A 26,352-nucleotide genomic window follows, 5' to 3' on the forward strand; every position below is an offset into this window, starting at 1 on the left:
CGGCACGCCATCAGGGTATCGGCCGGCCCATCGGCTGCCGGCGCAACCGCACCGTCATCTAGCCTCGCGCCTTGGCCCGCGCCCGGCTGCGCGCCCGCTCGGTAGCGCCGAGCTCGACCTTCCGGACCCGCACCGCCTCCGGGGTGACCTCGACACATTCGTAGGGCCCACAGAACTCCATCGCGCGCTCCAAGTCGAGGTCAATGGGCTTGGCTACGGTCTCCATGACCTCGGCGGTCGACGAGCGGATATTGGTCAGCTTCTTTTCCCGAGTGACGTTGATGTCGAGGTCCTCCGGGCGCGGGTTGATGCCTACGACCATGCCCTCATAGGTGTCCTGCCCGGGCGCGACGAAGAACTGGCCGCGGTCAGCCAGTTGCAGCAGCGCATACGCCGTGACGGTGCCGGAGCGGTCCGACACCAGCGACCCGCTGTGGCGGGTTCGGATCTCCCCCGCCCACGGCCGGTAGCCGTCGAACACCGCGTGGGCGATGCCGGTGCCGCGGGTCTCGGTCAGGAATTCGGTGCGCCACCCGATCAGCCCGCGGCTGGGCACCGTGAAATCCATTCGCACCCACCCCGTGGCGTGGTTGACCATCTCGACCATGCGGCCCTTGCGCGCACCCATCAACTGGGTGACCGCGCCGACGTACTGCTCCGGGCAGTCGATGGTCAGCGCCTCGACCGGCTCGTGCAGTTTCCCGTCGATGGTCTTGGTCACCACCTGCGGCTTGCCGACGGTCAACTCGAAACCCTCCCGGCGCATCTGCTCGACCAGCACCGCCAGCGCCAGCTCGCCGCGGCCCTGCACCTCCCAGGCGTCGGGCCGGCCGATGTCGAGCACCCGGATCGACACGTTGCCCACCAGCTCGGCGTCCAGCCGGGCTTTGACCATCCGCGCGGTGAGCTTGTGGCCGGGCACCTTGCCGGCCAGCGGCGAGGTATTCGTTCCGATGGTGACCGAGATCGCCGGCTCGTCGACGGTAATCCGCGGCAGCGCAACGGGATTGGCGGGATCGGCGAGCGTGTCGCCGATCATGATGTCGGGTATGCCCGCGACTGCGACGATGTCGCCGGCTTCTGCTTGCTCGGTGGGTGAACGTTCCACCCCCTCGGTGGCCAGCAGCTCGGTGATTTTCGCGGCGGCGACGACGGGTTCGCCGTCGATTTCGCGCAGCCACGCTACCTGCTGTCCCTTCCGCAACCGGCCGTTGTAGATGCGGATCAACGCCAACCGGCCCAGGAACGTCGACGCGTCGAGGTTGGTGACGAGCGCCTGCAGGGGTGCGTCCGGGTCGCCGGACGGCGGTGGAATGTGCTGCAGCAAAACGTCGAACAGCGGATCCAGGTTGTCGCCCTCGGGAAGCTCCCCGTCGGCGGGCGGCACGGTGCTGGCCACCCCGGCGCGCCCGGACGCGTACAGCGTCGGCAGGCCGAGGGCTTCTTCGGCGGCCTTCGCCGCTTCGTCGTCGAGATCGGCCGCGACGTCGAGCAGCAGATCATGGCTGGCGTCGACGACCTCGGCGATGCGGGCGTCGGGCCGGTCGGTCTTGTTGACGACGAGGATCACCGGCAGATGCGCCGCCAGCGCCTTGCGCAGCACGAAGCGGGTCTGCGGCAGCGGCCCTTCGGCGGCGTCGACCAGCAACAGCACCCCGTCGACCATCGAGAGCCCGCGTTCCACCTCGCCGCCGAAGTCGGCGTGGCCGGGCGTGTCGATCACATTGATCACGGTGACGCTGCCGTCACTGTGGTGACGGTGCACGGCGGTGTTCTTGGCCAGGATCGTGATGCCTTTTTCCCGCTCGAGGTCGCCGGTGTCGAGCACCCGCTCTTTGGCTTCGCCGCGCTCGTGCAAGGCGCCGGACTGCCGCAGCATGGCGTCGACCAGTGTCGTCTTGCCATGGTCGACATGGGCAACGATGGCAACGTTGCGAAATTGCGTGAATCGACTGATGGCTACCAACCGGGGCGGCGCGGCGCTGATCCGACCAGTTGATCGTCGACGACCTCGCGACTGCGGTAGACGATGTAGGGGCGGAACAGGTACGCGATCGGAACGCTGAACGCGTGCACGAGTCGTGTGAACGGCCACAGGGCGAACAGCAGCAGTGCGATCGTCGCATGCAATTGGAAGTAGAACGGCGCCTGCAGCATTAGATCGCCGCGCGGGTCCAGGACGAAGATCGACCGGAACCAGATCGACACATTCTGGCGGTAGTCATGTACTTGGCCGAAGTGCGTGGCTCCCATCAATGTGCAGCTCATGCCGGCCACCATCGCGCAGACCAGCACCGGGTACATCAGCTTGTCGCTGAAGGTGGTGGCAAGGCGCACCGGTCCGCTGGCCCATCGTCGATAGATCAGCAACCCGATGCCGATCAGGGCGGCGATTCCGGCGGGCGCACCGAGAATCAGCGCCTGCAAATGGTAGAAGCGGTCGCTCATCCCGATGTCCTCGGTGACCCACTCGGGGATGCACAGGCCCACGACGTGGCCCATGATCACCATCAGGCTGCCGAAGTGAAACAGCGGGCTGCCGATTGACAACAGCCGCGATTCGTAGATCTGCGAGGAGCGGCTGGTCCAGCCGAACTTGTCGTAGCGGTAGCGCCACCAGGTGCCGACCGCAGCGATCGACAGCGAGACGTACGGTGCGACGTCCCAGAAGATCTCGGTAAGGCTCGTGTGGGCCATCTCAGCTTCCGCCGGTTCGTTTGGGTGGGACGGTCAAGGTAAACGGTTGCAAGCCAACAGCTTCGGCCGGGGGGCCCTGCGCGGCGAGCCGCTGCGCCCGGCGCACCTCCTGGTCGGTCACCGGCGGGAGCGTTTCGCACACCGCCGCGATGACATGTTCGTACAGGGAATGCGCGTCCCGCAACGCCGTCAGCAACACGTCGATGGGCACGCGGTGCTCGACCAACAGCCGGCGCCCCGCGTCCGGGTCGACCGTCGCGGCGAACTCGAGGACCACCGGAAGGTGGTCGGGGGCCTCGGATTTGGGCGGTTCGACACCGGCGGCGCGGTATGCCGATGCGAAAGCCAGCATTTCGCGTCCGCGGTTGCGGGTGTCGCCGGCCGTCCAGTAGGTCAGGTACATCGTCGAGCGCCGGCGCATATCGAAGGTTTCGACATATTCGGCGGCGGCGCTCAGCGCATCGGTGGCCCGGAGGGCGGCGACGGTACGCCCAAGCAGCTCGGCAACGGTCCCGTCCAGGTGGGCCAGCAGGCGGTCCACCGTGTCGAGTCGCTCGTCACGCTGCTCGTCGGGATAGGCCAACAGCAGCGAGGCCGCCTGCCACACCAACCGGTCGCGCAGTACGGATTCTCGTGATCGGCTGCAGAGCCTCATTGCTTGTGCTGCGCTTCGGGAAACATGCCGGTCGGCACGTCGCCGCCGTCCCAGTTCAGCAGGTTCACCCGCGACAACCCGTTGCCGTTGCCGGACCCGCCGGCGCCGGCCTGGTGCTTGAGCGTGTGAAAGGTCTCCACGCTGACCGGCACCGGTGCGTCGGCGCCGCCGAACGGGCCCCCTTCGTACATGCCCGGGCCGCCATCGCTGTCCAGCGAGCACCCCGCCAACCGGTCCAGTTCACGGGCCTCGGCTTTATACGCTGTCGGAATGACGTACCGCTCTTCGTATTTCGCGATCGCGAGCAAGCGGTACATCTCGTAGATCTCTTCTTCGGTCATCCCGACGGCATGCGGGATCTGCGGCTGGGTCTCGCGCCCGAGGTTGATGTCACGCATGTAGGAGCGCATCGCCGACAACCGCCGCAGCACCTGCTCCACGACGCTGGTGTCGCCGGCGGTGAACAATTCGGCAAGGTATTGCATCGGGATACGCAGCGCCTCCAGCGCACCGAAGAGGTTGCCCAGGTCTTCCCCGTCGTGACCCTCACGGCTGACCGCGTCCACCACCGGCGACAGCGGCGGGATGTACCAGACCATCGGCATGGTCCGGTATTCCGGGTGCAACGGCAGCGCCACTTTGTATTTGTTGATCAGCGCGTAGATCGGTGAGCGTTGTGCGGCCTCGATCCACTCGTCGGAGATGCCTTCGCCACGCGCGGCGGCGATTACCTCCGGGTCGTCGGGGTCGAGAAAAACCTGGCACTGCGCCTGGTAGAGATCGGTGTCCTTTTCCACCGACGCCGCCTCCAGCACCCGATCGGCGTCATAAAGCACCAGCCCGAGGTAACGCAACCGGCCCACACAGGTTTCCGAGCAGATGGTCGGCATGCCGAGCTCCATGCGCGGGTAGCACAACGTGCATTTCTCGGCTTTGCCGGTCTTGTGGTTGAAATACACCTTCTTGTAAGGGCATCCCGACACACACATCCGCCAACCACGACAGCGGTCCTGGTCCACCAGCACGATGCCGTCCTCGGTGCGCTTGTACATCGCACCCGACGGGCACGACGCCACGCAGGACGGGTTGAGGCAGTGCTCGCAGATCCGGGGCAGGTAGAACATGAACGTCTCTTCAAGCTGGAGCTTGACCTCGTCGTTCACCTTCTTCAGCACCGGGTCGTCGCGCATCGTCTCGGTGGAGCCGGCCAGGTTGTCGTCCCAGTTGACGCCCCACTCGATCTTCATCGGATTGCCGCTGATCTGGCTGCGCGGCGCGGCGGTCGGGAACGTGTCGCCCAGCGGCGCCGAGGTGAGGTTTTCGTAGTCGTAGGTCCACGGCTCGTAGTAGTCGCCGATGGTGGGCAGCTTGGGGTTGGCGAAAATCCGCAGCAGCTTGGCGATGCGGCCGCCGTCGCGAAGCCGCAGCCGGCCCCTCTTGTCCCGGATCCAGCCCCCGCGCCAGCGCTCCTGGTCTTCGTAGGTGCGCGGATAGCCCACGCCTGGGCGGGTTTCGACGTTGTTGAACCACACGTACTCAGTTCCGCTGCGGTTCGTCCAAGCCTGCTTGCAAGTGACCGAACAGGTGTGGCAGCCGATGCACTTGTCGAGGTTCATCACCATCGCAAGTTGCGCCATGACTTTCATCGGCGGCCCCGCTCAGCATGGTTTCGCAGGTGCATCAGTACCGCACCTCCTGGCTGCGCCGCCGCACAATGGTCACCTCGTCGCGCTGATTGCCGGTCGGGCCAAGGTAGTTGAACGCGAAGGCGTGCTGACCATAGCCGCCGGCGAGGTGGCTGGGCTTGATCCGCACCCGGGTCAGCGCGTTGTGGTTGCCGCCGCGCTTGTTGTTGGTCTCGGTGCGCGGAGTGTCCACGGTGCGTTCCTGCACGTGGTAGACGAAAACCACGCCGTCGGGCATCCGGTGGCTGACGATGGCCCGGCACACATAGATGCCGTTGGCGTTGACCGCCTCGACCCAATCGTTGTCGCGGACATTGATTTTCGCGGCGTCGCCTGGGCTCATCCACATGGTGGGGCCGCCGCGCGACAGCGAGAGCATGTAGAGGTTGTCCTGGTAGGTGGAGTGGAACGACCACTTGGAGTGCGGGGTCAGGTACCGCACGGTGAGCCCGATGCCGTCTCCGGTGGGGCCGAGCTCCGGAGCGTTGAACAACCGCGTCATGTCCAGCGGTGGCCGATAGACAGGCAGGTGCTCGCCGAGTTCCTCGATCCAGTCGTGGGCGAGGTAGAAGTGCATGCGTCCGGTGAGCGTGTGGAACGGCTTGAAGTGCTCGATGTTGATCGTGAACGGCGCATAGCGGCGACCGCCGGTCTCGCTGCCGGACCACTCCGGGCTGGTGATCACCGGAACCGGACGCGCCTGGGTGTCGGCGTAGGTGATGCGCTTTTCCTCGCTGCCCTCGGCCAGGTGGGCCAGCCGCTGACCGGTGCGTTTTTCCAGCTCGTGGAAACCCTCAACGGCCAGCCGGCCGTTGGATGTGCCGGACAGCAGCAGTATCACATCGGCCATTCGGTTGGCGGTCGTGATGGCCGGACGGCCTTGACCGGCACCGGAGTTCATCACGCCGAACTTCGCGGCCAATTGCTCGACTTCCTGGAAGGGATGCACGGTGACGCCTTTGACCGTCAGCCCGAATTTGTCGACAAGCGGGCCCAGTGTCACCCACTTGTCGTAGATCGCACCGTAGTCGCGTTCCACCACGGTGAGCCGGCTCATCGTCTTGCCCGGTACCGGCACTTCGCCGGTATGCCGCCAATCACGTTCGGCGCCATCGGGATAGGCCAACGCATCTGGAGTGTCATGGCCCAGGGCGGTGAGCACCACATCGCTGCGGGTACCGAGGTGACGCTTGGCCATCGCGCTGAAGGTGCGGGCGATCGCGCCGAAAGCGTCGAAATCCGAACGGGTTTCCCACGGCGGGTCGGTGGCCGGGCTGAACGCGTGCACATACGGGTGCATGTCGGTGCTGGACAGATCGGCCTTCTCGTACCAGGTGGCAGCTGGCAGGACGACATCGGACACCAACGTCGTCGAGGTCATCCGGAAGTCGACCGACATCATCAGATCGAGCTTGCCTTCAGGAACCTCCCTGTCCCAGGCGACATCTGCGGGCCGAACCCCGTCACCCGGTGCTTCACCCTGGACGTTGGAGTCGGTGCCCAAAAGATGCCGCAGGAAGTATTCGCCGCCCTTGCCTGACGAACCGATCAGGTTCGCTCGCCACACGGTGAGGACTCGCGGCCAGTTGACGGGATTGTCGGGGTCGCTGATGGCCAGGTTCAGGTTGCGCTGCCCAAGTTGTTCGGCCACGTACTCCGCGACGTCACGACCGGCCGCCTTCGCTTCGTCGGCCACGTCGAGACTGGACCGGTCGAACTGCGGATAGAACGGGCTCCAGCCCATCGCGGTGGCCGAGGCCAGCAGATCCATCGTGTGCTTGCCGGAGAACCGGCCGCGACCGACCGGGCTGGTTAGCTTGTCGGCTCCGTAGGCGTCGTAGCGCCACTGGTCGGTATGGGCATACCAATAAGAGGCGCCGGGCACCTGCCGTGGTGGCCGCGACCAGTCGGTGGCCATCGCCATCGTCTGCCACCCGGTCAGCGGTCGCACTTTCTCCTGACCGACGTAGTGAGCCCATCCACCGCCGTTGCGTCCCATGGACCCGGTCAGCATCAGCAGCGCCAACACCGCGCGGTAGATCGTGTCGCCGTGGAACCAGTGACAGATGCCGCCGCCCATGATGATCATCGAGCGCCCACCGGATTCCTCTGCGCTGCGGGCGAATTCGCGTGCGACGCGGATGGCCTGCGCGGCCGACACCCCGGTGATCGGTTCCTGCCAGGCGGGTGTGTTGGGATGGCTGGCGTCGTCGTATCCGGTGGGCCACTCGCCGGGGAGTCCAGGGCGTGCGACCCCGTAGTGGGCGAGCATCAAGTCGAGCACCGTGCACACCAGGTGCTTGCCGACGCGGCGCACCGGCACGCCGCGCGCCACGGTTTCGCCGTGTCCGTCGATGGTGTCGAAGCTGGGGAACCGGACCAGCGCGGTGCTGCGGTCACCGTTGGTGGCGTGCGGACGTTCCACGCTCAACGCCGGCGTCACATTGCCCAGGTCGAGGTTCCACTTGCCGACCCCGTCCTCGCCGTAGCGGAACCCGAGTGAGCCATGGGGCACCACGATGGAGTCGGTGTCGGCGTCCAACACCGCCGGCTTGAAGGCCGCATTTTCCACCGCTTGACCGATGTCGGCTGCGGTGAGGTTCTTGCCGGGTACCAGCCCGTCATCGCGCTCTTCGAGCTTGATCAAAAACGGCAGGTCGGTATAGCGGCGCGCGTAGTCGGTGAAGAACGGAACCTCTTGTTGCACATAGCATTCCGAGAGGATCACGTGGCCCATCGCCATGGCCAGCGCCCCGTCGGTGCCTGCCGCGCACGGCATCCACTCGTCGGCGAACTTCGTGTTGTCGGCGTAGTCAGGGCTGACCGTCACCACCTTGGTGCCGCGGTAGCGGGCTTCGGCCATCCAGTGCGCGTCGGGGGTCCGGGTGATCGGCACGTTGGAGCCCCACATGATGAGGTAGGCCGCGTCCCACCAGTCTCCGGACTCCGGCACGTCGGTCTGGTCGCCGAAGACCTGTGGTGAGGCGACGGGCAGGTCGGCATACCAGTCGTAGAACGACGTCATCACCCCGCCGATCAGCTCGACGAACCGGCAGCCTGCGGCATGACTCACCATCGACATCGCCGGGATCGGCGAGAAGCCGGCGACCCGGTCGGGCCCGTAGGTCTTGATCGTGTGCACGTGGGCTGCGGCGATCATCTCGGTGGCTTCGGCCCAGCTCACCCGGACCAGACCGCCTTTGCCGCGGGCCCGCTGATAGCGGCGGCGCCGCTCGGGATCAGCCTGAATGTCCGCCCACGCCAGCACGGGGTCGCCGAGGCGCGCCTTGGCTTCCCTGAACATCTCGACCAGCACGCCGCGGGCATAGGGATAGCGCACCCGAGTCGGCGAATAGCTGTACCAGGAGAACGACGCACCGCGGGGACAGCCGCGAGGCTCGTACTCCGGCCGGTCGGGACCCACCGACGGGTAGTCGGTCTGCTGGGTCTCCCAGGTGATGATCCCGTCCTTGACGTAGATCTTCCATGAGCACGAGCCGGTGCAGTTGACTCCGTGGGTGGAGCGGACCACCTTGTCGTGGCTCCACCGGTCTCGGTAGAACACGTCGGCTTCGCGGCCGCCCCGGCGCGTGACCGTGCGCAGGTCGTCGGAGAACTCACCCGGCACGAAGAAGCGGCCGCTGCGCTCCAGCAACTCCTCGAGAGGACCTCCGACGTGCGGTGGTGTCACAGTCACCTGAGGATCTCCTTCACAAGTAGCGGCGCCGCTTCGGCTTGTGGGCCTTGGGCGTGCAACCCGTTGCGGTATTCGCGGGATCGGTCAGCGATTCGACGGCGATCTCGCCGACCCCGGCCGACCAGCTACAGACGTGGCCGTCTGCACCGGCGGCCCGCTCGCTGATCAGCGACGGTCACCAGCATAGGCCGTTGGCGGACGGTTGCCGATTCCGAGGGCCGGGGCGCAGTCGAAGAACCGACCGATCGCCTGCTGCGGGTTCCTGCGTCGAAATGCGCCGGTAACAGGCGTGGCGGCCGTCCCCCGCCTTGCACACAACCATCAGGATCGCCAACACTGCGATAACCCAGCGTAAATATTTCGTATGGCGTTGTAAAAACTAGCTCACAATTCGGGGCCTTCGACAATGCTGTGTTTTTCCTGCAAAGCCGCTGTCCGCGTGTCGAAGAGTCGGCCCCTCACAGGAGTTCGGACAGCGCAGCCAGCCAGGCCCGGTCGGCGGGCACCCAGTCGACGTGATCGAGTTCGGCGGCCGTCACCCAGCGCAGCGCGCGGTGGTCGCGCGGATGCGGCTCGCCGCGGATTAACTCGACCCGATAGGCGCGCAACGTCGCTGTGCCGTCGAGGTCGATGTCGTTGCCCCAGCCGCTCCCCGACCACTACATGGATGCCGAGTTCTTCGGCCAGCTCCCGGGCCAGGGCCTCGGGCTCGGATTCGCCCGCCATGACCTTGCCGCCGGGCAGCTCCCAGCGGCCGGCTAATTCCGGTGGCCGGTCCCGTTGTGCCACCAACAGTGTGGATCCGGAGATGACGGCGCCGGCGACGACGATCTGGTTCGGCATCGCGGGTGACGGTATACCGTCGATGCATGGCCGTGTTATCCGATGAACAAGTCGACGCCGCACTGCCAGAGCTTGAGGGCTGGGAGCGAGCAGGCGGTGTGCTGCGCCGGTCGATCAAGTTCCCGTCGTTCATGGCAGGTATCGACGCGGTGCGCCGGGTGGCTGAGCACGCGGAAGAAAAGAATCATCACCCGGATATCGATATCCGTTGGCGAACAGTCACTTTCGCGTTGGTGACGCATTCTGAGGGCGGCATCACGCAAAACGACATAGGGATGGCCCGCGACATCAACGGAATTATCGGGACGCCGAGCTGACCGTTCGTCGTCCGCTCGCGGCGATCCATGCCAGCGTGGCCAGCGTCGCCACGATGTAGACCAATCCGCCCCAGGCCAGATACCACGGCCGGCTGCTCTGCCAGATGCTCGGTTGCGCGAAGCTCAGCAGCCACGGCACCCCGACGATGGTCAATGCGAGCCAGCACCACCCGAGAATCCGCGTGCCGCGGCGCTCGGACAGCGGCCCGTGAATCAGCCAAATCATCAACGGCACCAGCCATACCCAGTGGTGCGTCCACGAGATCGGCGATAGCAGCAGCCCGAACAGCTGTACCACCAGCAGCATGCCTAACCGGTCCGGCGCTTCGCCCCTCGTCTTCAACGCCCGCCAGGCCAGCACGGCCAGTACGGCAGTGATAAGAATCGCCGCAACCACCAGCGGGTTGTATCCCGTGTCGTGGCCGAAGATCCGACAGATCGCCCCGCGCCAGGACTGATTGAAGGTCGTGCAGATCGGCCCGACCCGATCGGTGTCGGGAAGCAAGTCCGTGAAGTAGTAGCGGACCTGGTCGCCGACGACGAGCGCCGATATCGCGACGCTTGCCAGGAAGACGACCGCCGAGAACACCGCCGCCGCCCAGCGCCGGACCCCGACGAGATAGAGGCCGGTGATCGCCGGGGTCAGCTTCACCCCAGCTGCCACGCCGACCAGCAGGCCCGATAGCCACCACCGGCTGGTGTAGGCCGCCCAGAGCACAGCCAGCACCAGCAGCACGTTGATCTGGCCGTAGTCGAACGTGCTGCGCAGCGGCTCGATCCAGATCGACACCGCGGTCCACAGCATGGCGGCGCGCTGGCCGCGGCCGGCCGGCACACCCAGTAAACGCTGGGTGAGGCGAACGACGCCGTACAGCGCCGCCATGGTGCCGACCGTCCACAGAAATGCGACGAGACCGAACGGCAGGAAGTGCAGAGGATAGAAGACCACCGCCGCGAACGGCGGATAGGTGAACGGCAGCGGGAAATCGGGCGTCTGGTCCGCGTAGACGTAGCTGTACAGGGCGCCGGGATGGCTGAGGGTGGCCGCCGCGCCGATGTAGACGTGCAAGTCGACGAAGTTGGCCCCGTTTGGCACCAAGTAGGTCCACGCCAGCCGTGCCGCGATGCTCACACACAGCAAAACCGGCGCGGCAGCTCCTAGTGGGATCGCCTGCCGGCGGGTCGAGGTTGCCGCCGGGGCGGCCGCGGTGGTGTCTATGTGCCCGACTTTAGCGAGCGTGGACGGATACGACGCCGCGTTGCCTTCGCGACGGCCCGCCGGTCACCGTGACCGCTCGTCTGCGTAACGATCAAATAACCGCCACACGTGTCACTTGAGTCACTTTGGTATCGAGCGAACGATCGGCGCCGGAACATCTCGTCGAAAACCAGGGAGAGTCATGTCAACCATTTGGACCTTGTTACGCGCGACCGCCGTTGTGGTAGGGGGGTCGGCCGCGCTGCTGACGGGCGGCATCGCCCATGCCGACACCGCGCCGCCGGCGCCGGTTCCCAACCTTGGCAGCATCGGGCAACAGCTTGCCAACGCACCGCAGTTGCTGCAGGGCCTCACGAGCGCCCTCAGCGGCGCGCCCGCCACACCGCCGACGCCGCCGCCCATGGCCAGCGCTGACATTCGCGTACCGCAACTGCCGGCAAACGTTCCGGGCGCATCCGCTCTCGCCCCGCCAGCTACGTCGCCCGCCCAAGGGGCGCCCGCCGCCATGCCGGGGCTCAATTCGATCCTTCCGGGCGCGGCCCCTTCGGCGCCCGCGGCTGCTCCGGGTGCGACAGCTCCGGCGGCGGGTCCGGGTCTGATGCCGAACGCGCAGGTTTCGCTGCCGAACCTGCCGTTCTCGCCGGTGCCGTTGCCGCAGCAGGTGTCCCTGCCCGCCGATCTGGCTTCGCTTGCTCCGGGGGGCGTCCCGATTCCGCGCGGCATGACCCCGCCGACCGCTCCGGCGCCGTCGGCGGCGACCGCGCCGCCGGCAGTGATCAACAACCCGATATTGATCCCGCTTTCGGCGCTGCCCTGAGCGTGTAGTCGACTGCCCCACCGAGACACCGGGAGAACACCGTGGTACGCATCTGGAATCTGCGCAGCAGCTTCGCCGCCGTTGCGATCGCGTCGACCGCCGGCCTAGCGCTATGCCCCAGCGCTGCCGCTGAGCCGGCGCCACCGCAACCCCTACCGTCCCAACAGCTCCCGGGTCTGCCGGCGCTCTCGCAGCTGAGTCCGATCATCCAGCAGGCGGCTGCCAATCCCGAGCAAGCGTCCCAGCTGCTCATGGCGGCGGCGTCGATGTTTTCGCAGAATCCGGCAGCGCCGGACGCGTCGAAAAATGTCGCCTCGGCGGTGAACCAGTTCGTGCAGGACCCGGCCGTTCCGGGTGCCACGGCGGCTCATACTCCGCCACTCGGTGTGCAACCGGGCGTCAAGGCACACCTACCGATTGGGATCGACCCCGCCTATGCCGCGGGCCCGGCCCCAGCCGCGCCGCCAGCCGGTCCGGCCTCAGCTGCACCGCCAGCCGGGCCGGCCTCGCCGCCGGGCGCTGCTCCGGCGTCCATGGCCACGCCGCCGGCCGCGGCTCCTGCCGCCGCGCCGACGGCCGGGACTCCTGCTGCCGCGCCGACGCCGGCGCCAGGGATTGCGGTGCCAGCTCCGGCACCGTCGGGGCAGGCGCCCGCGCCGTCGGCCGGTGGGCCGGCGCCCGCGCCTGGAGGGCCGGCGCCCGCGGCTGCTCCTGGTTTCGGTCCGGACGCTCCGCCCACCCAGGACTTCATGTACCCCTCGATCGGCAGTGGCTGCCTGGCCGACGGCAGCAACTCAATCGCGACCGCTCTGTCGGTGGCCGGGCCGGCCAAGATCCCCACTCCCGGTCCAGGGCCTGGGCAAACGGCCTACGTGTTCACCGCGATCGGCACACCCGGGCCCGCCGAGGAGCAGAAGCTGCCGTTGAACGTCACGTGGGTGAACCTCACCACCGGCAAGTCGGGTAGCGCCACACTCAAGCCGCGGCCCGATATCAACCCCGACGGACCGACCACCTTGACCGCCATCGCGGACACCGGTTCGGGCAGCATCATCTCGACGATCTTCGGGCAGGTCACCACCAAGGAAAAGCAGTGCCAGTTCCTGCCCACGATCGGCTCGACGGTGGTGCCGTAACCGCTCACCCCTAACCGCGAGCGTGCGTGTCTGTACGCCGACACGCCGCCGACGGCGTACAACGATGCACGCTCGCGGCAAAGTTGGGTCGGTCGTCAATACGCCATGAAAAGAATGGCGTCGCGGTCGTACTCCAGGCCGGGGTGAGCGCTGGCCAGGTGCTGCTGGGTCAGTTCGACCAGCTCGTCCTCGTCCTTGCCGACAATCGCCTCACCGCACGGACAGTTCAGGTGTGTCTTCACGTTGCCGCCTTCCGCGTCACCTTCGGGGTCGCCGTTTTGGCTGCCTTCATCTGCTTCTTGTGGGATCGCACTTGCTCGAGTGAGCGGGCGTCGAGGACGTCGGCAATCGACATGTGAGTGCCGGCCTTGCCGTATTCGCCGGCCGCTGCCCGCCAGCCCGCCGGCGTCACGCCGTACTGCTTGCCCAGCAACGCCAAAAAGATGCGGGCCTTCTGCTCGCCAAAGCCGGGCAGTCCTTTGAGCCGTCGCAGCAACTCGGCCCCGTCGGGGTCACCTGAGGTCCACAACCCAGCCGTGTCGCCGTCGTACTGGTCGACGATGACCTGTGCCAGCGCTTGGATCCGCTTGGCCATCGAACCTGGAAAGCGATGTATCGCAGGCCGTTCCGAGCACAGTGCGGCGAACTTGTCCGGGTCGTAGTCGGCGATCTGCGTGGCGTCGAAGCCACCCATGCGCTCGGCGATCTTCTTCGGTCCCGCGAAGGCCGTCTCCATCGGCACCTGCTGGTCCAGCAGCATGCCGACCAACAGTGCGAACGGGTTGGAACCCAACAGCGCGTCAGCGGCCGGGTCCTGAGCCAGCTGCAGTTTCGGCACCCGCATAGTTTAAAGCTGTGCCGGCAACACCGCGGCGAGAGCGTCCATACACAGGGCGCGGACTTCTTCGCGGGTGAACTGCTCGTCGGCCAGCCACTGCACACACAGCACCCGCACGAATGCCAGCCAGCTGATGACGATGGCGGAAAATCGTTGGCGCGCAAGCTGGTCGAAGTCGGCTGCATCAGCGATGCGGTCCCGCAGCGCGGCCAGCTCGCCGTTGATGGTGTCCTGCACGACAGGATCGGTGGCCAATGTCCGGTTGGCAGCCAGCACGGTGTTGCGGTTGGCCACGAAGTAGTCGAGGTGGGCGTCCAGGTCGCTGGCGATTTGCTCTTCGAGCGAAGCCCCCGGGTTCAACTGAACGTGGTCGAGCAGCCGCTGGGCGGTTCGCCGGTAGACCGACGCGAACAGTGTCGGTTTGCCGGGGAAATATCGGTACAGCAGCGCCCGGGAGATGCCGGCCTCTTCGGCGACGGCATCCATGGTGACGTCCTCGTAGGGCCGGTCCGCGAAGATCCGCTCTGCGGCGTCGACGACGTTTTTCGCGGCGCAGCTCCGGACCGAGACGGCGTTGAACGGCCACGCCCAGATGCTAGTTGACAACCGTCTACCACCGTCAGACCCAGGCTGAGAGGCATTGGCAAACAAGAGGATCCATACTCAGTTGACAGTCGTCTACTTAACGTGCTTACGGTTGGCGGGCCGCTATCCGAATTGCGGAAGGAATCCGCTGAGATGGCCGGTACCTCCGTGGTCACGACGCCGCAGGCCCGCTACCTGAAGTACCTGAGCGTGTGCACCGGCGTGTCCTCGATCGCCATCGGCGCCTACCACTTCGCGTTGGGCACCGCGTCGGTTCCCGGCGCAGCTGACGCGAACGCGACAGTCGACTCGCGGGAGCGCTTCTACTCAGCCATCTTCGCCGGGTACGGAATCGCCTGGATGCGGGCGGCTGGCAAGTCACCGATCCGCGCCGACGAAGTGCGCCTGCTGGCCGGGCTGATGCTGGCCGGCGGCGTGGGGCGATTGATCTCGCGGGCCGTAAACGGTCGACCGCACTGGTTTCAGGACGTGCTCGCCGCCGTCGAATTCGCCGTTCCAGCAGCGTTTCTCGGTCTCGCCGACGCCCAGCAGAAAGCCGCGCTGGGCGCGGCAGTCAGCGACTAACCGCTTTTGCGCCGAAACTCCCGGCGGCTCTCGGCGGGTCCGTGCGCTCGCGGCTGTTTGGCGCCGGTGTCCTTGTGGTCAGATCCGGACGACGACTTGTGCTTCTTGCGGTCCAGGGCTTCCCGGAACTTGCGCTTGGTTTCGTCTTCCGATGTGGGATCCGGCCCGGACTTCGATACCGCCATGACCGCAGCGTAGCGCGAACGAGGCCACCGGAGCTGATCCGCCGCTTAACGAATGCCGGGCGGCAAGCCGTATACGTGGGTGATGGGCAGCGTCAAAACCACGCGGCGGTCGGTGACCATCGCCTCGCGGTACTCGTCCCAGTCCGGATGCTCACCGGCGATGTTGCGATACAACGTGATCAGCGCCTCGACGGTGTCGTCATCGCGCGCGGCTGCTGGCGGTGTCAATTCGGCGGTGCCCTCGGCGACGGCGTACGACCATCCGTCGTCGGCGTTGACGAGGATCGAGGCCCGCGGGTCACGGCGAAGGTTGCGGGTCTTGGCCCGCGGCTCGGTGATCGATACCTGGATGACCAGACTGCGCGGGTCGAAGTAATACTGCACATTCGACAGCTGGGGGCGCCCGTCGCGCTTGATCGTGGCCAGTACGCCGATGGAGTTTCCACTGATCACGGCAAGCAGCTTGTCGTCGAACACTCGGCGTCCCATGCCGGAAGCCTACCGTCGCCGGTGTCGGTGACCACGCCCGATTCGCCAGCGGCGCCGCTACCATCGCGCTATGACGAGGGTCGACGGCAATTCGCTGCTGGGCGTCTCGACCACCCCACTGTGGACACTGCGCAATCGCGCCATCGAGGCCAAGCGCCCGAACGGTGTGCTCGACGACCCTTGGGCCATCAGACTTTTCGATGCGATCGACTATGACTACGACAAGTTCGGCAAGCCGCACCAGTATCACCCGCGGCGGGCGTTGACCTTCGACTGTGCCACCGCGCACTACCTGCGCACCCACCCGAAAGCATCGGTCGTGGCGCTTGCCGAGGGCTTGCAAACCAGTTTCTGGCGTCTGGATCGAGCCGGCCTGGTCGATGACGTGACGTGGTATTCGGTCGACCTGGCGCCGGTAATGGCGCTGCGCCGGCAGCTCCTTCCCCGCGACGAACGCGTCGTCGAACTCCCCCAGTCGGCGCTGGACCGCAGCTGGATGGACCGCGTCCAAATCGGGCACGGCGTCCTCATCACCGCCGAGGGCCTGCTGATGTACCTGCAGCCCGGCGAGGGGCGTGCCCTGATCGCTGACTGCGCGGCCCGATTTCCCGGCGGCCAGATGATTTTCGACTCGATACCGCATTGGGCCAGTCGACGAACGCTGCAGGGCTGGCACCTATCTGATCGCTATGCGTTACCGCCCATGCCGTTCGGGCAGACAGCCGACGAAAGTATCGCCCTGGGCCGTCAAATCCCGGGCGTGCGCACTGCCCGCGATGTCCCGCTGCGACCCGGCCACGGAATGTCCAAGCTGAGCGCGTGGCGGCCGGTGGATCGCATCGGTCCGCTGCGGCGCAGCAGTTCGAGCGTCACGCTGCTGGAGTTCGCATGACGCGCTATGCGGTGTTTCTGCGCGGAGTCAACGTCGGCGGCGTCAGCCTGAAGATGGCCGACGTGGCGAGCGCCTTGACCGACGCCGGTTTCGGCAACGTGCACACCATCTTGGCCAGCGGCAACGTGCTGCTGGATTCCGATTCGGCCGTCAACACAGTGCGCAAGAAGGCAGAAGCCGCATTGCGCGAAAAGTTCGGCTATGACGCCTGGGTGCTGGTCTACGACGTCGAGAGGGTGCGCGCCATCGACGATGGGTATCCGTTCGAACGCGAGGCCGAGGGATACCAGTCCTACGTCACGTTCGTCAGCGATACCGAGGTGCTCGACGAACTCGGCGTGCTGAAAGCCACCCCCGGCGAGAAGATCAGCCGCGGTGACGGGGTCATCTACTGGCAGGTGCCCAAAGGCGCCACCCTGGACAGCACGATCGGCAAAACGATGGGCAAGCCGCGCTACAAGTCGGCGACGACGACCCGCAACCTGCGCACACTGGCGAAGGTGCTGCAGGCAGCGGACAAGTAGTGTCAGTCGTCCGGTGCGGAATCGAGATAACGCATCGCGTCGTGCTTGCCGAGGCCCAGTCCGCGCGCGGTATCGAGGTAGGTCCGGGCCGCGGCGGCCATCGCGGCGTCGGCTGGGTCAGCCCGGGCGACGAAAGTGCCGAATCGGCCACGGGTTTCGACGATGCCGGCTGTCTCCAGCTCACGGTAGGCGCGGGCCACGGTGTTCACCGCAAGGTGCAGCTCGCCGGCCAGCTCGCGCACGGTCGGCAACCTGGTGCCCGGCGCCAACCTGCCGGTCCGGATTTCGTCGATGAGCTGAGTCCTGAGCTGGTCGAATAGCGGCCTGCCCGCCCGCGCGTCGAGTCGTAGTGCTTCCCCCAGCTCCACCTGCTCAGTATCTCGCAGCGACTATGTTGGGAGGGTGCGGATCACAGTGCTGAGTGGCGCGGGAATCTCGGCGGAGAGCGGCGTGCCGACGTTTCGCGACGACAAGAACGGGCTGTGGGCTCGCTTCGACCCCTACGAATTGGCCAGCATCGACGGTTGGCTGCAAAACCCGGAACGGGTCTGGGGCTGGTACTTGTGGCGGCATTACCTGGCCAGCTGCGTCGAACCCAACGACGGGCACCGCGCAATCGCCGCCTGGCAGGACCACGCCGAGGTCACCGTCGTCACCCAGAATGTCGACAATCTGCACGAGCGCGCCGGCAGCGACCCCGTTCACCACGTACACGGCAGCATCTTCGAATTCCGTTGCGCTGCTTGCGCTTTGCCCTATACCGGCACGCTGCCGGAAATGTCGGAGCCTGTTCTGGAACTGGAACCGCCGAGCTGTGGTTGCGGCGGTCTGATCCGGCCGGACGTCGTGTGGTTCGGCGAGCAACTACCTGAAGAGCCGTGGCAGCGGGCCGTCGAGGCCACCCAGGCTGCCGACGTGCTGGTCGTGGTGGGTACGTCGGCGATCGTCTATCCGGCCGCGGGTCTGCCCGAGCTGGCGTTAGCGCGCGGCGCGACGGTCGTCGAGGTCAACCCCGAGCCGACACCGCTGTCCCGCAGCGCGACGATCTCCCTGCGCGAGACCGCAAGCCAGGCGTTGCCGGGGTTGCTGCAGCGGCTGCCCGCCCTGTTGAAGTAAACCCACTCTGCGCCCACCGCGCCGACGCTGCGCACACATCGCGGTTCATCCACAACAGCACGCTGTCACCGCAGTATCGGTGACGCTAGCGTCGGTGCAACCGGTGAACCTACCGCCATGACAACATCTGAGCCGTTCATCGGTAGCGAGGCGATCGCCTGCGGAGCATTGCGCTGGCACCAACTGCGGTCCCGGTTCCGGGCGGTGTTTCCCGACGTCTACGTCCGGCGCGACCAACAGATGACGTTGCAGCAGCGGACAGTAGCGGCGTGGCTGTGGTCGCATCGACAGGGCGTGATTGCCGGGCTGACGGCAGCTGCTTGGCACGGCTCGAAATGGGTAGACGACAGCTCGCCGGTTGAGTTGATCTGGTCCAACGCACGGCCACCGCGCGGCGTGCGAACCTACGCCGTACGTCTACATTGCGACGAATCCCAGCTAGTCGCGAGCTTGCCGGTCACCACGGCTGAGCGCACCGCATTCGATATCGGTCGCCGTGGATCGGTCGGTGCCGCGGTTGCACACATGGACGCCCTCGTGGCGGCCACCGGCATCGACCTGAGCCACGTCGCCGACCTTGCCGGGCGGCATCGCGGCGCGCGGGGGCTCAGGCAGCTGGAAACCGTGCTCGAATTGGTCGATGCGGGTGCGCAGTCGCCCAAAGAAACGTGGTTGCGTCTCTTGCTGATTCGCGCTGGCCTGCCACGGCCACGTACCCAGATTCCGGTGGTGAGCGCCGACGGCCGTCAAACGTACTACCTGGATATGGGATGGGAGGACGTCATGGTCGCGGTCGAGTACGACGGCGAACACCATCGGCTCGACCGCTGGCAATACGCCCGGGATGTTCGACGAAGCGAAGAGCTGGAACGGCTGGGCTGGATCGTCATCCGAGTGCTCGCCGGCGATCGTCCGGCGGACATCGTCCGCCGGGTACGCGATGCGCTGGAGTCTCGCCGGTCGAGTCTGCGTTAGTGGCATCGACTCTGCGCGTATAGCTTGTGCCGAACATGGTCATGCGCTGTGAGCGCAGTCTCGACGCAGTGAGCGCAGTCTCGACGCAGCAACGCAGCGGCGCATAACAAGCGACGGCCTAGGCCGGGCGGTGGGCGCGGCCGAGCGCGAACTCCGCCACCGGCAGCGGCACCCACACAGGCAACGGCCGCTCGGTCCGAATGTGGTCGACATCGAACCCGGCCTCGGCGATCGACTGCTCGGTGTGGCGGTGGCTGTGGCAGTTCCCCATCAATCGTGGGTGAAACGTCGCGTCGGCCAATCGCTGGAACCGGCCGCGGACACCGCCGCTGGCCACATGCTCGAGATACCGCAACTGCCCGCCCGGCCGCAGCCACGAATGCAGCTGCCGCAGAACCATATCCGGGTCCTCCACCGAACACAGCACCAGTGAGCACACCACCGCGTCGAACGGTTCTTCGGCAGTAAAGTGCTCGACGGTCTCGCATCTGACGTCCACCCGAACCGAGGCGTCGGCCCCCGCCTGACGTGCACGGGCGGCCAGCCGCGGCTCGGGCTCGATTGCGACGACGTGTTCGACGGCCTCTGGATAGAGAGCGAAGTTCGTCCCGGTGCCCGCGCCGACTTCGAGCACCCGCCCCGACAAACCGGCCAGGTTTTCCCGACGAAGCGCCCGCAGCGTGTCGGTCTCGTGCGCGGCGATGGTGGGCCAGACGCGGGCGAAAAACGGGTGGTGGACCGTGGTGGTTGTCGCTGTCATGCCGGGGAGCCCTCTCGGTGTTCACGTGCCATCAGCCGGTTGAGCAGTTCCTGCGGTTCGGCGTCCAGACCGACTAGCCCCGCCACCAAATGCCCCCAGAACACTGCGCCCAACACCCGGTCAGCGAACGCCTCCGCATCGCCGAACGGCAGGTGCGGCTTGGCGATCAGCAAGGCGGCCACCCCATGGGCGGCGCTCCACAGCTGCAGCGCCACGGTCGTCGGATCACCGGGCGGGTAGATCTTTTCATCCATCAGCGTCTGGACGGTCTCACGCATGTGCTTGAACGCCGAGCTGTCCAGCGTCGCGTCGACGTCGCTGCCGGACCGCCACTCACCCATGGTGGCGATCCGATACAACTCAGGTGTCGCGATGGCGAACCGCACATAGGCCAGTCCTTGTGCGCGCAACACTTCCACGGCGGACTGTTGCCCGGACGCGACCCGCTGCATTTCCTGATCCAATTTGGCGAAGTAGCGGGCACACACCGCGTCCAGCAGCGCATCTTTGTCCTGGAAATGCAGGTAGATGGAGGGCGGCGTGACGCCCACGCGTTGCGCGACCGACCGGATCGAGACCGCCTTGGCGTGTCCGGTTTCTAACAGCAACTCGGTTGCAGCATCGAGGATTTCGTCACGTAGCCGATCACCAGAGCCACGCGGTGCGCGCGATCGTCGCAAAGTTTTCATCGGCACCTCAACTACTGTCCCTCACCGATGCAGGGGTCCGTTGTCCATTCCCGCTCGTGTCCCCCAGCCGCACGTCCGACCGGCGATGCCGTCCCGATGCCGCAGCGAGCGGTGTCAACTCCTGAGCAGCGCCGGACTCGCTGAGCCCGAACCGCTCGTGCAGCCATGCCAGCGGCTTGGGCGCCCACCAATTCCACCGTCCAAGGACGTGCATGAACGCCGGAACCAGCACCATCCGCACCAGGGTGGCATCCGCCAGCACAGCAAGTGTGAGGCCGACACCAAACATCCGCATGAACGACACTTGAGCGGGGATCAGCGCGGCGAACGATATCGACATCACGAGCGCAGCGGCGGTGATCACCCGGCCGGTGCGGGCCACGCCGAGCGCCACACTCTCGTCGTTCGCGGCACGGGCCGCACCCGGGGTCAGTCTGGCCGGCCGAGCGGCACCCGATTCCAGCCAGTACTCACGGATCCGTGAAATCAGAAACACCTCGTAATCCATGGACAACCCGAAAGCGATGCAGAACAACAACACCGGCATGGTGGCCTCCAGCGTGCCGCTCGAAGTCGTTCCCAGTGCGTCGAGATGGCCGTCTTGGAAGATCCACACCAGTGCGCCGAACGCGGCCGTCAGCGAAAGCACGTTGCATACCAACGCCTTCACCGGTAGCACCACGCTGCCGGTAAGCAGGAACAACAGCAGAAAGGTAATGACAGCGATCACCCCGAGTACCAGCGGCACTCGCGACACGATCGCCCTGACGCTGTCGTGGTTGATCTGCGCCAGGCCTGCCATCTCGACGGATCGACCCGCCGGTTTGGTGACGGCGTGCAGTCGGTCAAGCTGGGTGGCCGAGGCTTGCGAAAACAGCGGTGCGGTGCTGGCGACGGTCAGGAATGCACTGCCGCCGTCGAGCCCGGTGGGGGCGGCCGGCGGTCCGGCGCGGTTTCCTGCCACGAATGTGCCAGTCGGGGCGGCGACCGCAGACACGTCGGGCACCCGCGACAGATCGGCGGCGTAGCGCTCAAGTTCGGCTGGGTTGAGGCCACGAGCGTCGGGGATGACGACGGAGACTCTCCTTCCGAAATCGTCGGCGAAATTGTTGCGTAACTGATCCCCGACCTGGTGCGCCGAAGCCGAAGGCGGCAGCACACGTTCATCTGGAAAACCAAATTTCACGCCGAGGAAGGGAACCCCGAGCAACACCAGCAGCGCGACAACTGCCAAACCGATTGGCACGGCGCGGCTCATCACGAACTTGGTGGATCGGTACCAGAACAGCTGCTCCACAGGCTTGTGGACCGGATCGGGACGATGGAGTACCCGGCGCGCCAGCCGGCGCACGTCCAGCGCGTCGAGCCGCGGCCCCAGCAGCACCATGGCGGCCGGGGTCACCAGGACCGCCGCCGTGGCGACGAATGCCACGGTGGCCACACCGGCGTAGGCGAATGACTTCAAGAAGTACATCGGGAACAGCACCATTGCCGCCATCGACAAAGCCACGGTGGTTGCGGAGAACAGCACCGTGCGGCCGGCTGTCGCCATCGTGCGGACCAGTGCCTCGTCTCGCGGGGTGCCCTCGGCAAGCTCGTCGCGGTAGCGGCTGATGATCAGCAGGGTGTAGTCGATCGCTAAGGCCAAGCCCAGCGCGGTACTGAGGTTGAGCGAGTATGTCGACACATCGGTGGTGAAGGCGATCAGCCGCAGCACCGACATCGAGCCGACAATCGCGAATCCGCCCAGGATCAACGGCAACGCCGCCGCCAACAACCCACCGAAAACCCAGACCAAGACGACGAAACTCAACGGAATCGCGATGGATTCCATGAGCAGCAGGTCGCGTTCGTTCTGCCGGTTGATCTGGGAGTAGACCATCGCCACACCGCCGGCACGTACGGTCACGCCGTCCCGGTCGTGCATCACTTGGCCGGTCAGCGTGGTGGCGTATTTCTGGGCGTTGTTTTCGCCGCCTTTGAGGTTTGCCACGATCAGTCCAGATTTGCCGTCCTTGCTGACCAGGTCGGCAGCGGCCTGCGGCGGCGAAGTCCACGCCGAGGACACATTGAAGACCAGCGGTGACCGTTTCAGTTCCTCAGCGATGTCGGTGCCGACATGGCGGGCTTGGTCGCTGCGGGCGCCCGCGGCCGAGGTCACGACGACGAGCAGCTGCTGCTCAGTTTGGCTGAACTTAGCTGCCAGAAGCTGGATCGCATGGGCGGATTCCGAGGTGGGATCTTGGAACCCACCTGGAGACAGGCTCTTGGCAACCGGAATACCGAAGACGGCAGCACCCGCCAGGACCAGGACCGCCACCGCGATGATTCGCCGAGGTGCGGCGATGGCAAGTCGAGCGATTCCCTGCAGCATGTTCGCGTCCTTCCACCGCCGACATGGTCGCGCTTCCCTGCCTGTCGACGTCGTTCGGGGCGGACCACCATCACTATCGGCGGTAACTTATCAGCGATAAGTCATAAGTGTCCACGACGCCCTCAGCACCCTTGTCCATAGATACGAAGGTGGCGCCACAGATGGTTCACCGCTCCGGCCGGCCGGACCCTACCCGACGGTAATATTGCCACAATTTTCCGAACTGTGACTCAATGATTCCTTAATGGTTACCCATACGCTCATGGCCATGTGGATCGACGACTCAAGTGCCGACGTCATCAAAGCCGACTTTGAGGCTCTCTACCACGGCGACATGTTGGTAGAGGGCGAAACCTCTGAGCAGCTCGACGACTGGCACCCGCTGCCCACTGCGAGCTGACCCGCACATATGGGCGGGCAGTGAGAAAGCGCCCAATCAGATGAGTTCACCCTCGCTTGTGTCGTTGCTGCATTCCTGACTTCCTCGCAAACCACGCTCGTCTCGTTACGCGCCTGATGAGTGTTGGTCATTGGGCCGCGAGATTACGACCGTGCCGGCTCTACCAGTAGCTGGTCGATAACGGCCAGCGTGGGCTTCGATTGAACCAACCCGCACCGCCGCTCGTGCCAGCAGTGTGGACGCAGTGAGTGTCAGCGGGTGCAGGGTGGATTGCCACCGACTCACTACAGCCGGCCTGAGATCACCGGATCGCTTGCCAGGTTTCCGGGCTTCGACGACCCTCAGCGGCTACTCGCGCCAGCGCGCCCACAGGCCGCGACTCGTAATAGGACTGAGTAGCTCAGCGACGGTTTGCCGTGGCACATGACACGGCCGCACAATGGTCAAGCGGAAGGAAGACTGTCATGTCGATCGAAAACGACATCGTCGCGTACCTGCGCGCGCACTACGGCGTCGAATCCGAGGACATCACGAGTGAATCCACATTGGACGATCTGGGAGTCGATTCACTGGGGCTACTCGCCCTCGCCGAGATCATTGAGAACAAGTACGGCGTTTCGCTCAACGACGAGCGCATAGCGGGGGTGCGCACACTCTCCGACTTCAAGGGTCTCATCGAACTAAAGAGAACCGAAGTGGCCTGACGGCGCACACAAAGTCTCTTTAGGAACTGCATCATCGGAGCCACCACTATGAGTGCATACATCACAGCCACCGGCAGTTTTCTCCCGGGCTACCCGGTGACAAACGACGAGATCGAAGACTACATCGGAAAGGCGGGTAACGCGTCGGCCGATCTCAAAGATCTCGTCCTCGCCAACTGCGGCATCAAGACGCGCCACTACGCGATCGACAAGAGTCAGCGAACCGTCGTGTCGAATACGGCGATGGCGGCCGCCGCCGTGCGCAATGCCGCCGAGCGCGCGGGACTCGGCCCCGACGAAGTCGAAATGCTTTGTGCTGCTACGACGATGCCCGACGTGCTGGGTCCCGGGCATGCCAGCATGGTGCACGGCGAGTTGGGGTATGGGCCGCTCGAGATTGCGACTGCCCACGGTATCTGCAGTTGCGGGATGATGGCGTTGAAGAACGCATATCTGCAAGTAGCGATCGGCGAGAAGCGCAATGCGATCTGCGTGGCCAGCGAGTTGGCATCACGGGGATTCAAGAGCACCCGCTACGAGGGTCTGGAGGCGATCGCTGACGACGGGTCGCTACCGATGGAAACCGCGTTTTTGCGCTACATGCTCTCCGATGGCGCCGGGGCCGTGGTGGTCGAGAGCGCGCCAGCGACATCGGGGATCAGTCTTCGCATCGACTGGATTTCGCTGACGTCGTATGCGAACACCGAAAAGGCCTGCATGTTTTTCGGCAGTAACAGCAACACGTGCGCGACGACCTGGGGTGACTACCCGAGCGTCTCAGCAGCCGCTGCCGATGGTGCGTTCGTTCTGCGGCAGAAGCTCTCCCTGCTGCCGCACTTGGTGCGCGTCGGGATCGACGAGTACGAACGTCTGCTCGCCATGGGCAAGTTCGACCCTGAGACGGTGACCTGGTTTCCCGCGCATTACTCGAGCGAACGGATGAAGGCGATGATGTTGGGCGAGTTCCGTCGGCGCGGTGTCGCCGCGGGCGGTACCGAAGCGTGGTACAGCAACCTGACGAGAGTCGGAAATGTCGGGAGCGCAGCCATTTTCGTCATTCTCGACGAGATGGTGACGGAGGGCCTGATCAAGGATGGCGACACGCTGTTGTGCATGGTCCCGGAGTCAGGCCGGTTCGTGGTCTCGTTCATGCATCTGACCGCGGTGTCGGCGGCTGCGGTCTCGGACGTCAAGCCATGACTACGGCATCCGAGGTCGTATCGGACGGGCGGCCGCAGCCTCGCGCGGTGGTGTACCTCTATTCGCAGACGGGGCAGCTGCGGGAGGTCGCCGATGCATTGACCGCTCCTCTCGTCTCCCGCGGGTGGGACATCCGGCGGGTGCAGGTACAGCCGCGCGTCGCGTTCCCTTTCCCGTGGCCGATCCGGCGATTCTTCGGGGTGTTCCCTTCGGCGGTGGACCCGGAGGCGGTCGTGGAGCTCATCGAGCCGGCGGGCGGCTTCTCCAGCGACCCAGAGGAATTGGTGATCCTGGCCTACCAGGTGTGGTATTTAGCGCCCTCGCTTCCCGTCCGGTCACTGCTGAAAGCGCATCCTGAGGCAGTCCGCAACCGGTCGGTGGTCTCGCTGATCGCCTGCCGCAACATGTGGTACTCGGCGGCGATCGAAGTGTCCGCGCTGCTGCGATCCGCGGGTGCAAGACGCGTCGAGGTCATCGCCGCGACCGACACACGGCCGCAGGCGACGACATTTGTGACCACCCTGCGCTGGTTGCTGACGGGGAATCGCGAACCCTTCCTGTGGTTCGGGCGGGCCGGGATCGGCGACGCGGAAATGGCTCGGATCGCCGATGTAGGGCGATGCATCGCCGAGTCGAGGCGGTGCCCCGAAGAGGCGGCGCCCATCGTGCCCACCCTGGCTGCGGCGGATCTTCTCTCCGGGGTGGTTTTTCGGAGATGGGGCGCAACAGTGAGGTCGGCTCGGCGATGTGGTGCGGTGGTGGAGGGCGCGAGTTTGGCGATGTTCGTCCTCGGCTTGGCCATCGGCATCATGGTCGGTCTTCCTTTGATCGGATGCGCGGCACTCGCCGGCGGCGCGCGGTTCGAGGCGCTGGTCGCTGGTTTCGTGCGGGGCCGGATCTCATTCGGCGGAGGAGCTGTCCCCCAGCCGGCGATCGGTGATCGCCGAGACACAATCCGGACATGAGAGCG

At 65.8% G+C, this 26,352-nt stretch carries 27 protein-coding genes and 1 pseudogene; 12 read left to right on the plus strand and 16 right to left on the minus strand.

Going from position 1 to position 26,352, the window contains the following annotated elements:
• Positions 1–58 precede the first annotated feature (58 nt).
• The 6 genes and pseudogenes from typA to G6N15_RS02645 all read right to left on the minus strand — a co-directional run bounded on the left by typA (position 59) and on the right by G6N15_RS02645 (position 9,577).
• Positions 59–1,957, minus strand: coding sequence for a translational GTPase TypA (gene typA, locus G6N15_RS02620; RefSeq protein ID WP_083085161.1), 1,899 nt, complete (start codon positions 1,955–1,957; stop codon positions 59–61).
• Positions 1,958–1,959: 2 nt separating this feature from the next.
• Positions 1,960–2,697: a respiratory nitrate reductase subunit gamma gene (gene narI, locus G6N15_RS02625; protein ID WP_083084813.1), complete on the minus strand. Its 738-nt coding sequence runs from the start codon at positions 2,695–2,697 to the stop codon at positions 1,960–1,962.
• Between the two features lies 1 nt (position 2,698).
• A complete protein-coding gene (gene narJ, locus G6N15_RS02630) occupies positions 2,699–3,352 on the minus strand; it encodes a nitrate reductase molybdenum cofactor assembly chaperone (RefSeq protein ID WP_083084811.1) in 654 nt (217 codons plus the stop codon).
• Positions 3,349–4,998, minus strand: a complete 1,650-nt coding sequence (narH, locus tag G6N15_RS02635; RefSeq protein ID WP_083084808.1) for a nitrate reductase subunit beta — start codon at positions 4,996–4,998, stop codon at positions 3,349–3,351. The genes narJ and narH overlap by 4 nt, the downstream gene beginning before the upstream one ends.
• A gap of 34 nt (positions 4,999–5,032) precedes the next feature.
• Positions 5,033–8,734, minus strand: coding sequence for a nitrate reductase subunit alpha (locus G6N15_RS02640; RefSeq protein ID WP_083084805.1), 3,702 nt, complete (start codon positions 8,732–8,734; stop codon positions 5,033–5,035).
• A 458-nt stretch (positions 8,735–9,192) separates the two neighbouring features.
• Positions 9,193–9,577, minus strand: a pseudogene (locus tag G6N15_RS02645) ((deoxy)nucleoside triphosphate pyrophosphohydrolase).
• Positions 9,578–9,603: 26 nt separating this feature from the next.
• Here G6N15_RS02645 and G6N15_RS02650 point away from each other — a divergent pair.
• Positions 9,604–9,894 (plus strand): 4a-hydroxytetrahydrobiopterin dehydratase, encoded by a 291-nt coding sequence (locus tag G6N15_RS02650; RefSeq protein ID WP_083084802.1) that lies wholly within the window; start codon positions 9,604–9,606, stop codon positions 9,892–9,894.
• Here G6N15_RS02650 and G6N15_RS02655 read toward each other — a convergent pair.
• Positions 9,875–11,113 (minus strand): mannosyltransferase, encoded by a 1,239-nt coding sequence (locus G6N15_RS02655; protein WP_083084799.1) that lies wholly within the window; start codon positions 11,111–11,113, stop codon positions 9,875–9,877. The genes G6N15_RS02650 and G6N15_RS02655 overlap by 20 nt on opposite strands.
• 181 nt (positions 11,114–11,294) lie before the next feature.
• Between G6N15_RS02655 and G6N15_RS02660 the strand changes: the two genes are divergently transcribed.
• Positions 11,295–11,930, plus strand: a complete 636-nt coding sequence (locus G6N15_RS02660) for a hypothetical protein (RefSeq protein ID WP_083084796.1) — start codon at positions 11,295–11,297, stop codon at positions 11,928–11,930.
• Positions 11,931–11,971: 41 nt separating this feature from the next.
• Positions 11,972–13,066: an Rv1157c family protein gene (locus tag G6N15_RS02665; RefSeq protein WP_083084793.1), complete on the plus strand. Its 1,095-nt coding sequence runs from the start codon at positions 11,972–11,974 to the stop codon at positions 13,064–13,066.
• 95 nt (positions 13,067–13,161) lie between these two features.
• Here G6N15_RS02665 and G6N15_RS02670 read toward each other — a convergent pair whose 3' ends face one another.
• From G6N15_RS02670 to G6N15_RS02680, 3 genes are read right to left on the minus strand one after another with little or no spacing between them, the layout of a single operon-like run.
• Positions 13,162–13,308 (minus strand): DUF1059 domain-containing protein, encoded by a 147-nt coding sequence (locus G6N15_RS02670; RefSeq protein ID WP_083084790.1) that lies wholly within the window; start codon positions 13,306–13,308, stop codon positions 13,162–13,164.
• Complete coding sequence (locus tag G6N15_RS02675; protein WP_083085158.1) at positions 13,305–13,904, minus strand: HhH-GPD-type base excision DNA repair protein; 600 nt, start codon at positions 13,902–13,904, stop codon at positions 13,305–13,307. Before G6N15_RS02675 ends, G6N15_RS02670 begins: the two co-directional genes overlap by 4 nt.
• Before the next feature lie 9 nt (positions 13,905–13,913).
• Positions 13,914–14,510, minus strand: coding sequence for a TetR/AcrR family transcriptional regulator (locus tag G6N15_RS02680; RefSeq protein WP_232070331.1), 597 nt, complete (start codon positions 14,508–14,510; stop codon positions 13,914–13,916).
• Positions 14,511–14,642: 132 nt separating this feature from the next.
• On the opposite strand from G6N15_RS02680, the gene G6N15_RS02685 reads away from it, so the two are divergent.
• Positions 14,643–15,074: a DUF4345 domain-containing protein gene (locus tag G6N15_RS02685; protein ID WP_083085155.1), complete on the plus strand. Its 432-nt coding sequence runs from the start codon at positions 14,643–14,645 to the stop codon at positions 15,072–15,074.
• On the opposite strand, the gene G6N15_RS02690 is transcribed toward G6N15_RS02685, so the two are convergent.
• Together G6N15_RS02690 and G6N15_RS02695 are read right to left on the minus strand one after the other, a co-directional pair.
• On the minus strand, positions 15,071–15,259 hold the full coding sequence (locus tag G6N15_RS02690; RefSeq protein ID WP_083084787.1) for a DUF5302 domain-containing protein: 189 nt from the start codon (positions 15,257–15,259) through the stop codon (positions 15,071–15,073). The genes G6N15_RS02685 and G6N15_RS02690 overlap by 4 nt on opposite strands.
• 45 nt (positions 15,260–15,304) lie before the next feature.
• On the minus strand, positions 15,305–15,748 hold the full coding sequence (locus G6N15_RS02695) for a PPOX class F420-dependent oxidoreductase (protein WP_083084785.1): 444 nt from the start codon (positions 15,746–15,748) through the stop codon (positions 15,305–15,307).
• Between the two features lie 70 nt (positions 15,749–15,818).
• Here G6N15_RS02695 and G6N15_RS02700 point away from each other — a divergent pair, with 70 nt between their 5' ends.
• Together G6N15_RS02700 and G6N15_RS02705 are read left to right on the plus strand one after the other, a co-directional pair.
• On the plus strand, positions 15,819–16,640 hold the full coding sequence (locus tag G6N15_RS02700) for a class I SAM-dependent methyltransferase (RefSeq protein WP_083084782.1): 822 nt from the start codon (positions 15,819–15,821) through the stop codon (positions 16,638–16,640).
• Entirely contained in the window at positions 16,637–17,164 is a 528-nt protein-coding gene (locus G6N15_RS02705) for a DUF1697 domain-containing protein (RefSeq protein WP_083084780.1), read from the plus strand. Before G6N15_RS02700 ends, G6N15_RS02705 begins: the two co-directional genes overlap by 4 nt.
• Positions 17,165–17,166: 2 nt before the next feature.
• On the opposite strand, the gene G6N15_RS02710 is transcribed toward G6N15_RS02705, so the two are convergent.
• Positions 17,167–17,532, minus strand: a complete 366-nt coding sequence (locus tag G6N15_RS02710; protein WP_083084777.1) for a GntR family transcriptional regulator — start codon at positions 17,530–17,532, stop codon at positions 17,167–17,169.
• A gap of 34 nt (positions 17,533–17,566) precedes the next feature.
• On the opposite strand from G6N15_RS02710, the gene G6N15_RS02715 reads away from it, so the two are divergent.
• Both G6N15_RS02715 and G6N15_RS02720 read left to right on the plus strand, forming a co-directional pair.
• Positions 17,567–18,280 carry an NAD-dependent deacylase gene (locus G6N15_RS02715; RefSeq protein ID WP_083084775.1) on the plus strand — a complete coding sequence of 238 codons (714 nt, stop codon included), beginning with the start codon at positions 17,567–17,569 and terminating at the stop codon, positions 18,278–18,280.
• Positions 18,281–18,397: 117 nt separating this feature from the next.
• Entirely contained in the window at positions 18,398–19,255 is an 858-nt protein-coding gene (locus G6N15_RS02720) for a DUF559 domain-containing protein (RefSeq protein ID WP_083084773.1), read from the plus strand.
• A 118-nt stretch (positions 19,256–19,373) separates the two neighbouring features.
• On the opposite strand, the gene G6N15_RS02725 is transcribed toward G6N15_RS02720, so the two are convergent.
• Genes G6N15_RS02725 through G6N15_RS02735 form a run of 3 tightly spaced genes read right to left on the minus strand, consistent with a single transcriptional unit; the run spans position 19,374 to position 23,078 of the window.
• A complete protein-coding gene (locus tag G6N15_RS02725) occupies positions 19,374–20,015 on the minus strand; it encodes a class I SAM-dependent methyltransferase (RefSeq protein WP_083084770.1) in 642 nt (213 codons plus the stop codon).
• Positions 20,012–20,704, minus strand: a complete 693-nt coding sequence (locus G6N15_RS02730) for a TetR/AcrR family transcriptional regulator (protein WP_083085152.1) — start codon at positions 20,702–20,704, stop codon at positions 20,012–20,014. Before G6N15_RS02730 ends, G6N15_RS02725 begins: the two co-directional genes overlap by 4 nt.
• Positions 20,705–20,711: 7 nt before the next feature.
• On the minus strand, positions 20,712–23,078 hold the full coding sequence (locus G6N15_RS02735) for an MMPL family transporter (RefSeq protein ID WP_083084767.1): 2,367 nt from the start codon (positions 23,076–23,078) through the stop codon (positions 20,712–20,714).
• A gap of 262 nt (positions 23,079–23,340) precedes the next feature.
• Here G6N15_RS02735 and G6N15_RS02740 point away from each other — a divergent pair, with 262 nt between their 5' ends.
• From G6N15_RS02740 to G6N15_RS02755, 4 genes are all read left to right on the plus strand, one after another.
• The gene (locus G6N15_RS02740; RefSeq protein WP_163747861.1) at positions 23,341–23,478 is read left to right on the plus strand and encodes a hypothetical protein; all 138 of its coding nucleotides are present in this window, start codon (positions 23,341–23,343) and stop codon (positions 23,476–23,478) included.
• A 464-nt stretch (positions 23,479–23,942) separates the two neighbouring features.
• Positions 23,943–24,182: an acyl carrier protein gene (locus tag G6N15_RS02745; protein ID WP_083084765.1), complete on the plus strand. Its 240-nt coding sequence runs from the start codon at positions 23,943–23,945 to the stop codon at positions 24,180–24,182.
• A gap of 48 nt (positions 24,183–24,230) precedes the next feature.
• Entirely contained in the window at positions 24,231–25,382 is a 1,152-nt protein-coding gene (locus G6N15_RS02750) for a hypothetical protein (RefSeq protein WP_083084762.1), read from the plus strand.
• Positions 25,379–26,347 carry a hypothetical protein gene (locus G6N15_RS02755; RefSeq protein WP_083084759.1) on the plus strand — a complete coding sequence of 323 codons (969 nt, stop codon included), beginning with the start codon at positions 25,379–25,381 and terminating at the stop codon, positions 26,345–26,347. Before G6N15_RS02750 ends, G6N15_RS02755 begins: the two co-directional genes overlap by 4 nt.
• Positions 26,348–26,352: the final 5 nt, after the last annotated feature.

This window comes from Mycobacterium noviomagense, from assembly GCF_010731635.1.
Classification (GTDB): domain Bacteria; phylum Actinomycetota; class Actinomycetes; order Mycobacteriales; family Mycobacteriaceae; genus Mycobacterium; species Mycobacterium noviomagense.

Bases quoted from the DNA above. Each gene is read 5' to 3' on its own strand.
- narI (WP_083084813.1), bottom strand. From the start codon at position 2,697: ATGGCCCACACGAGCCTTACCGAGATCTTCTGGGACGTCGCACCGTAC.
- narJ (WP_083084811.1), bottom strand. From the start codon at position 3,352: ATGAGGCTCTGCAGCCGATCACGAGAATCCGTACTGCGCGACCGGTTG.
- narH (WP_083084808.1), bottom strand. From the start codon at position 4,998: ATGAAAGTCATGGCGCAACTTGCGATGGTGATGAACCTCGACAAGTGC.
- G6N15_RS02650 (WP_083084802.1), top strand. From the start codon at position 9,604: ATGGCCGTGTTATCCGATGAACAAGTCGACGCCGCACTGCCAGAGCTT.
- G6N15_RS02660 (WP_083084796.1), top strand. From the start codon at position 11,295: ATGTCAACCATTTGGACCTTGTTACGCGCGACCGCCGTTGTGGTAGGG.
- G6N15_RS02685 (WP_083085155.1), top strand. From the start codon at position 14,643: ATGGCCGGTACCTCCGTGGTCACGACGCCGCAGGCCCGCTACCTGAAG.
- G6N15_RS02690 (WP_083084787.1), bottom strand. From the start codon at position 15,259: ATGGCGGTATCGAAGTCCGGGCCGGATCCCACATCGGAAGACGAAACC.
- G6N15_RS02695 (WP_083084785.1), bottom strand. From the start codon at position 15,748: ATGGGACGCCGAGTGTTCGACGACAAGCTGCTTGCCGTGATCAGTGGA.
- G6N15_RS02700 (WP_083084782.1), top strand. From the start codon at position 15,819: ATGACGAGGGTCGACGGCAATTCGCTGCTGGGCGTCTCGACCACCCCA.
- G6N15_RS02705 (WP_083084780.1), top strand. From the start codon at position 16,637: ATGACGCGCTATGCGGTGTTTCTGCGCGGAGTCAACGTCGGCGGCGTC.
- G6N15_RS02720 (WP_083084773.1), top strand. From the start codon at position 18,398: ATGACAACATCTGAGCCGTTCATCGGTAGCGAGGCGATCGCCTGCGGA.
- G6N15_RS02725 (WP_083084770.1), bottom strand. From the start codon at position 20,015: ATGACAGCGACAACCACCACGGTCCACCACCCGTTTTTCGCCCGCGTC.
- G6N15_RS02730 (WP_083085152.1), bottom strand. From the start codon at position 20,704: ATGAAAACTTTGCGACGATCGCGCGCACCGCGTGGCTCTGGTGATCGG.
- G6N15_RS02735 (WP_083084767.1), bottom strand. From the start codon at position 23,078: ATGCTGCAGGGAATCGCTCGACTTGCCATCGCCGCACCTCGGCGAATC.
- G6N15_RS02740 (WP_163747861.1), top strand. From the start codon at position 23,341: ATGGCCATGTGGATCGACGACTCAAGTGCCGACGTCATCAAAGCCGAC.
- G6N15_RS02745 (WP_083084765.1), top strand. From the start codon at position 23,943: ATGTCGATCGAAAACGACATCGTCGCGTACCTGCGCGCGCACTACGGC.
- G6N15_RS02750 (WP_083084762.1), top strand. From the start codon at position 24,231: ATGAGTGCATACATCACAGCCACCGGCAGTTTTCTCCCGGGCTACCCG.
- G6N15_RS02755 (WP_083084759.1), top strand. From the start codon at position 25,379: ATGACTACGGCATCCGAGGTCGTATCGGACGGGCGGCCGCAGCCTCGC.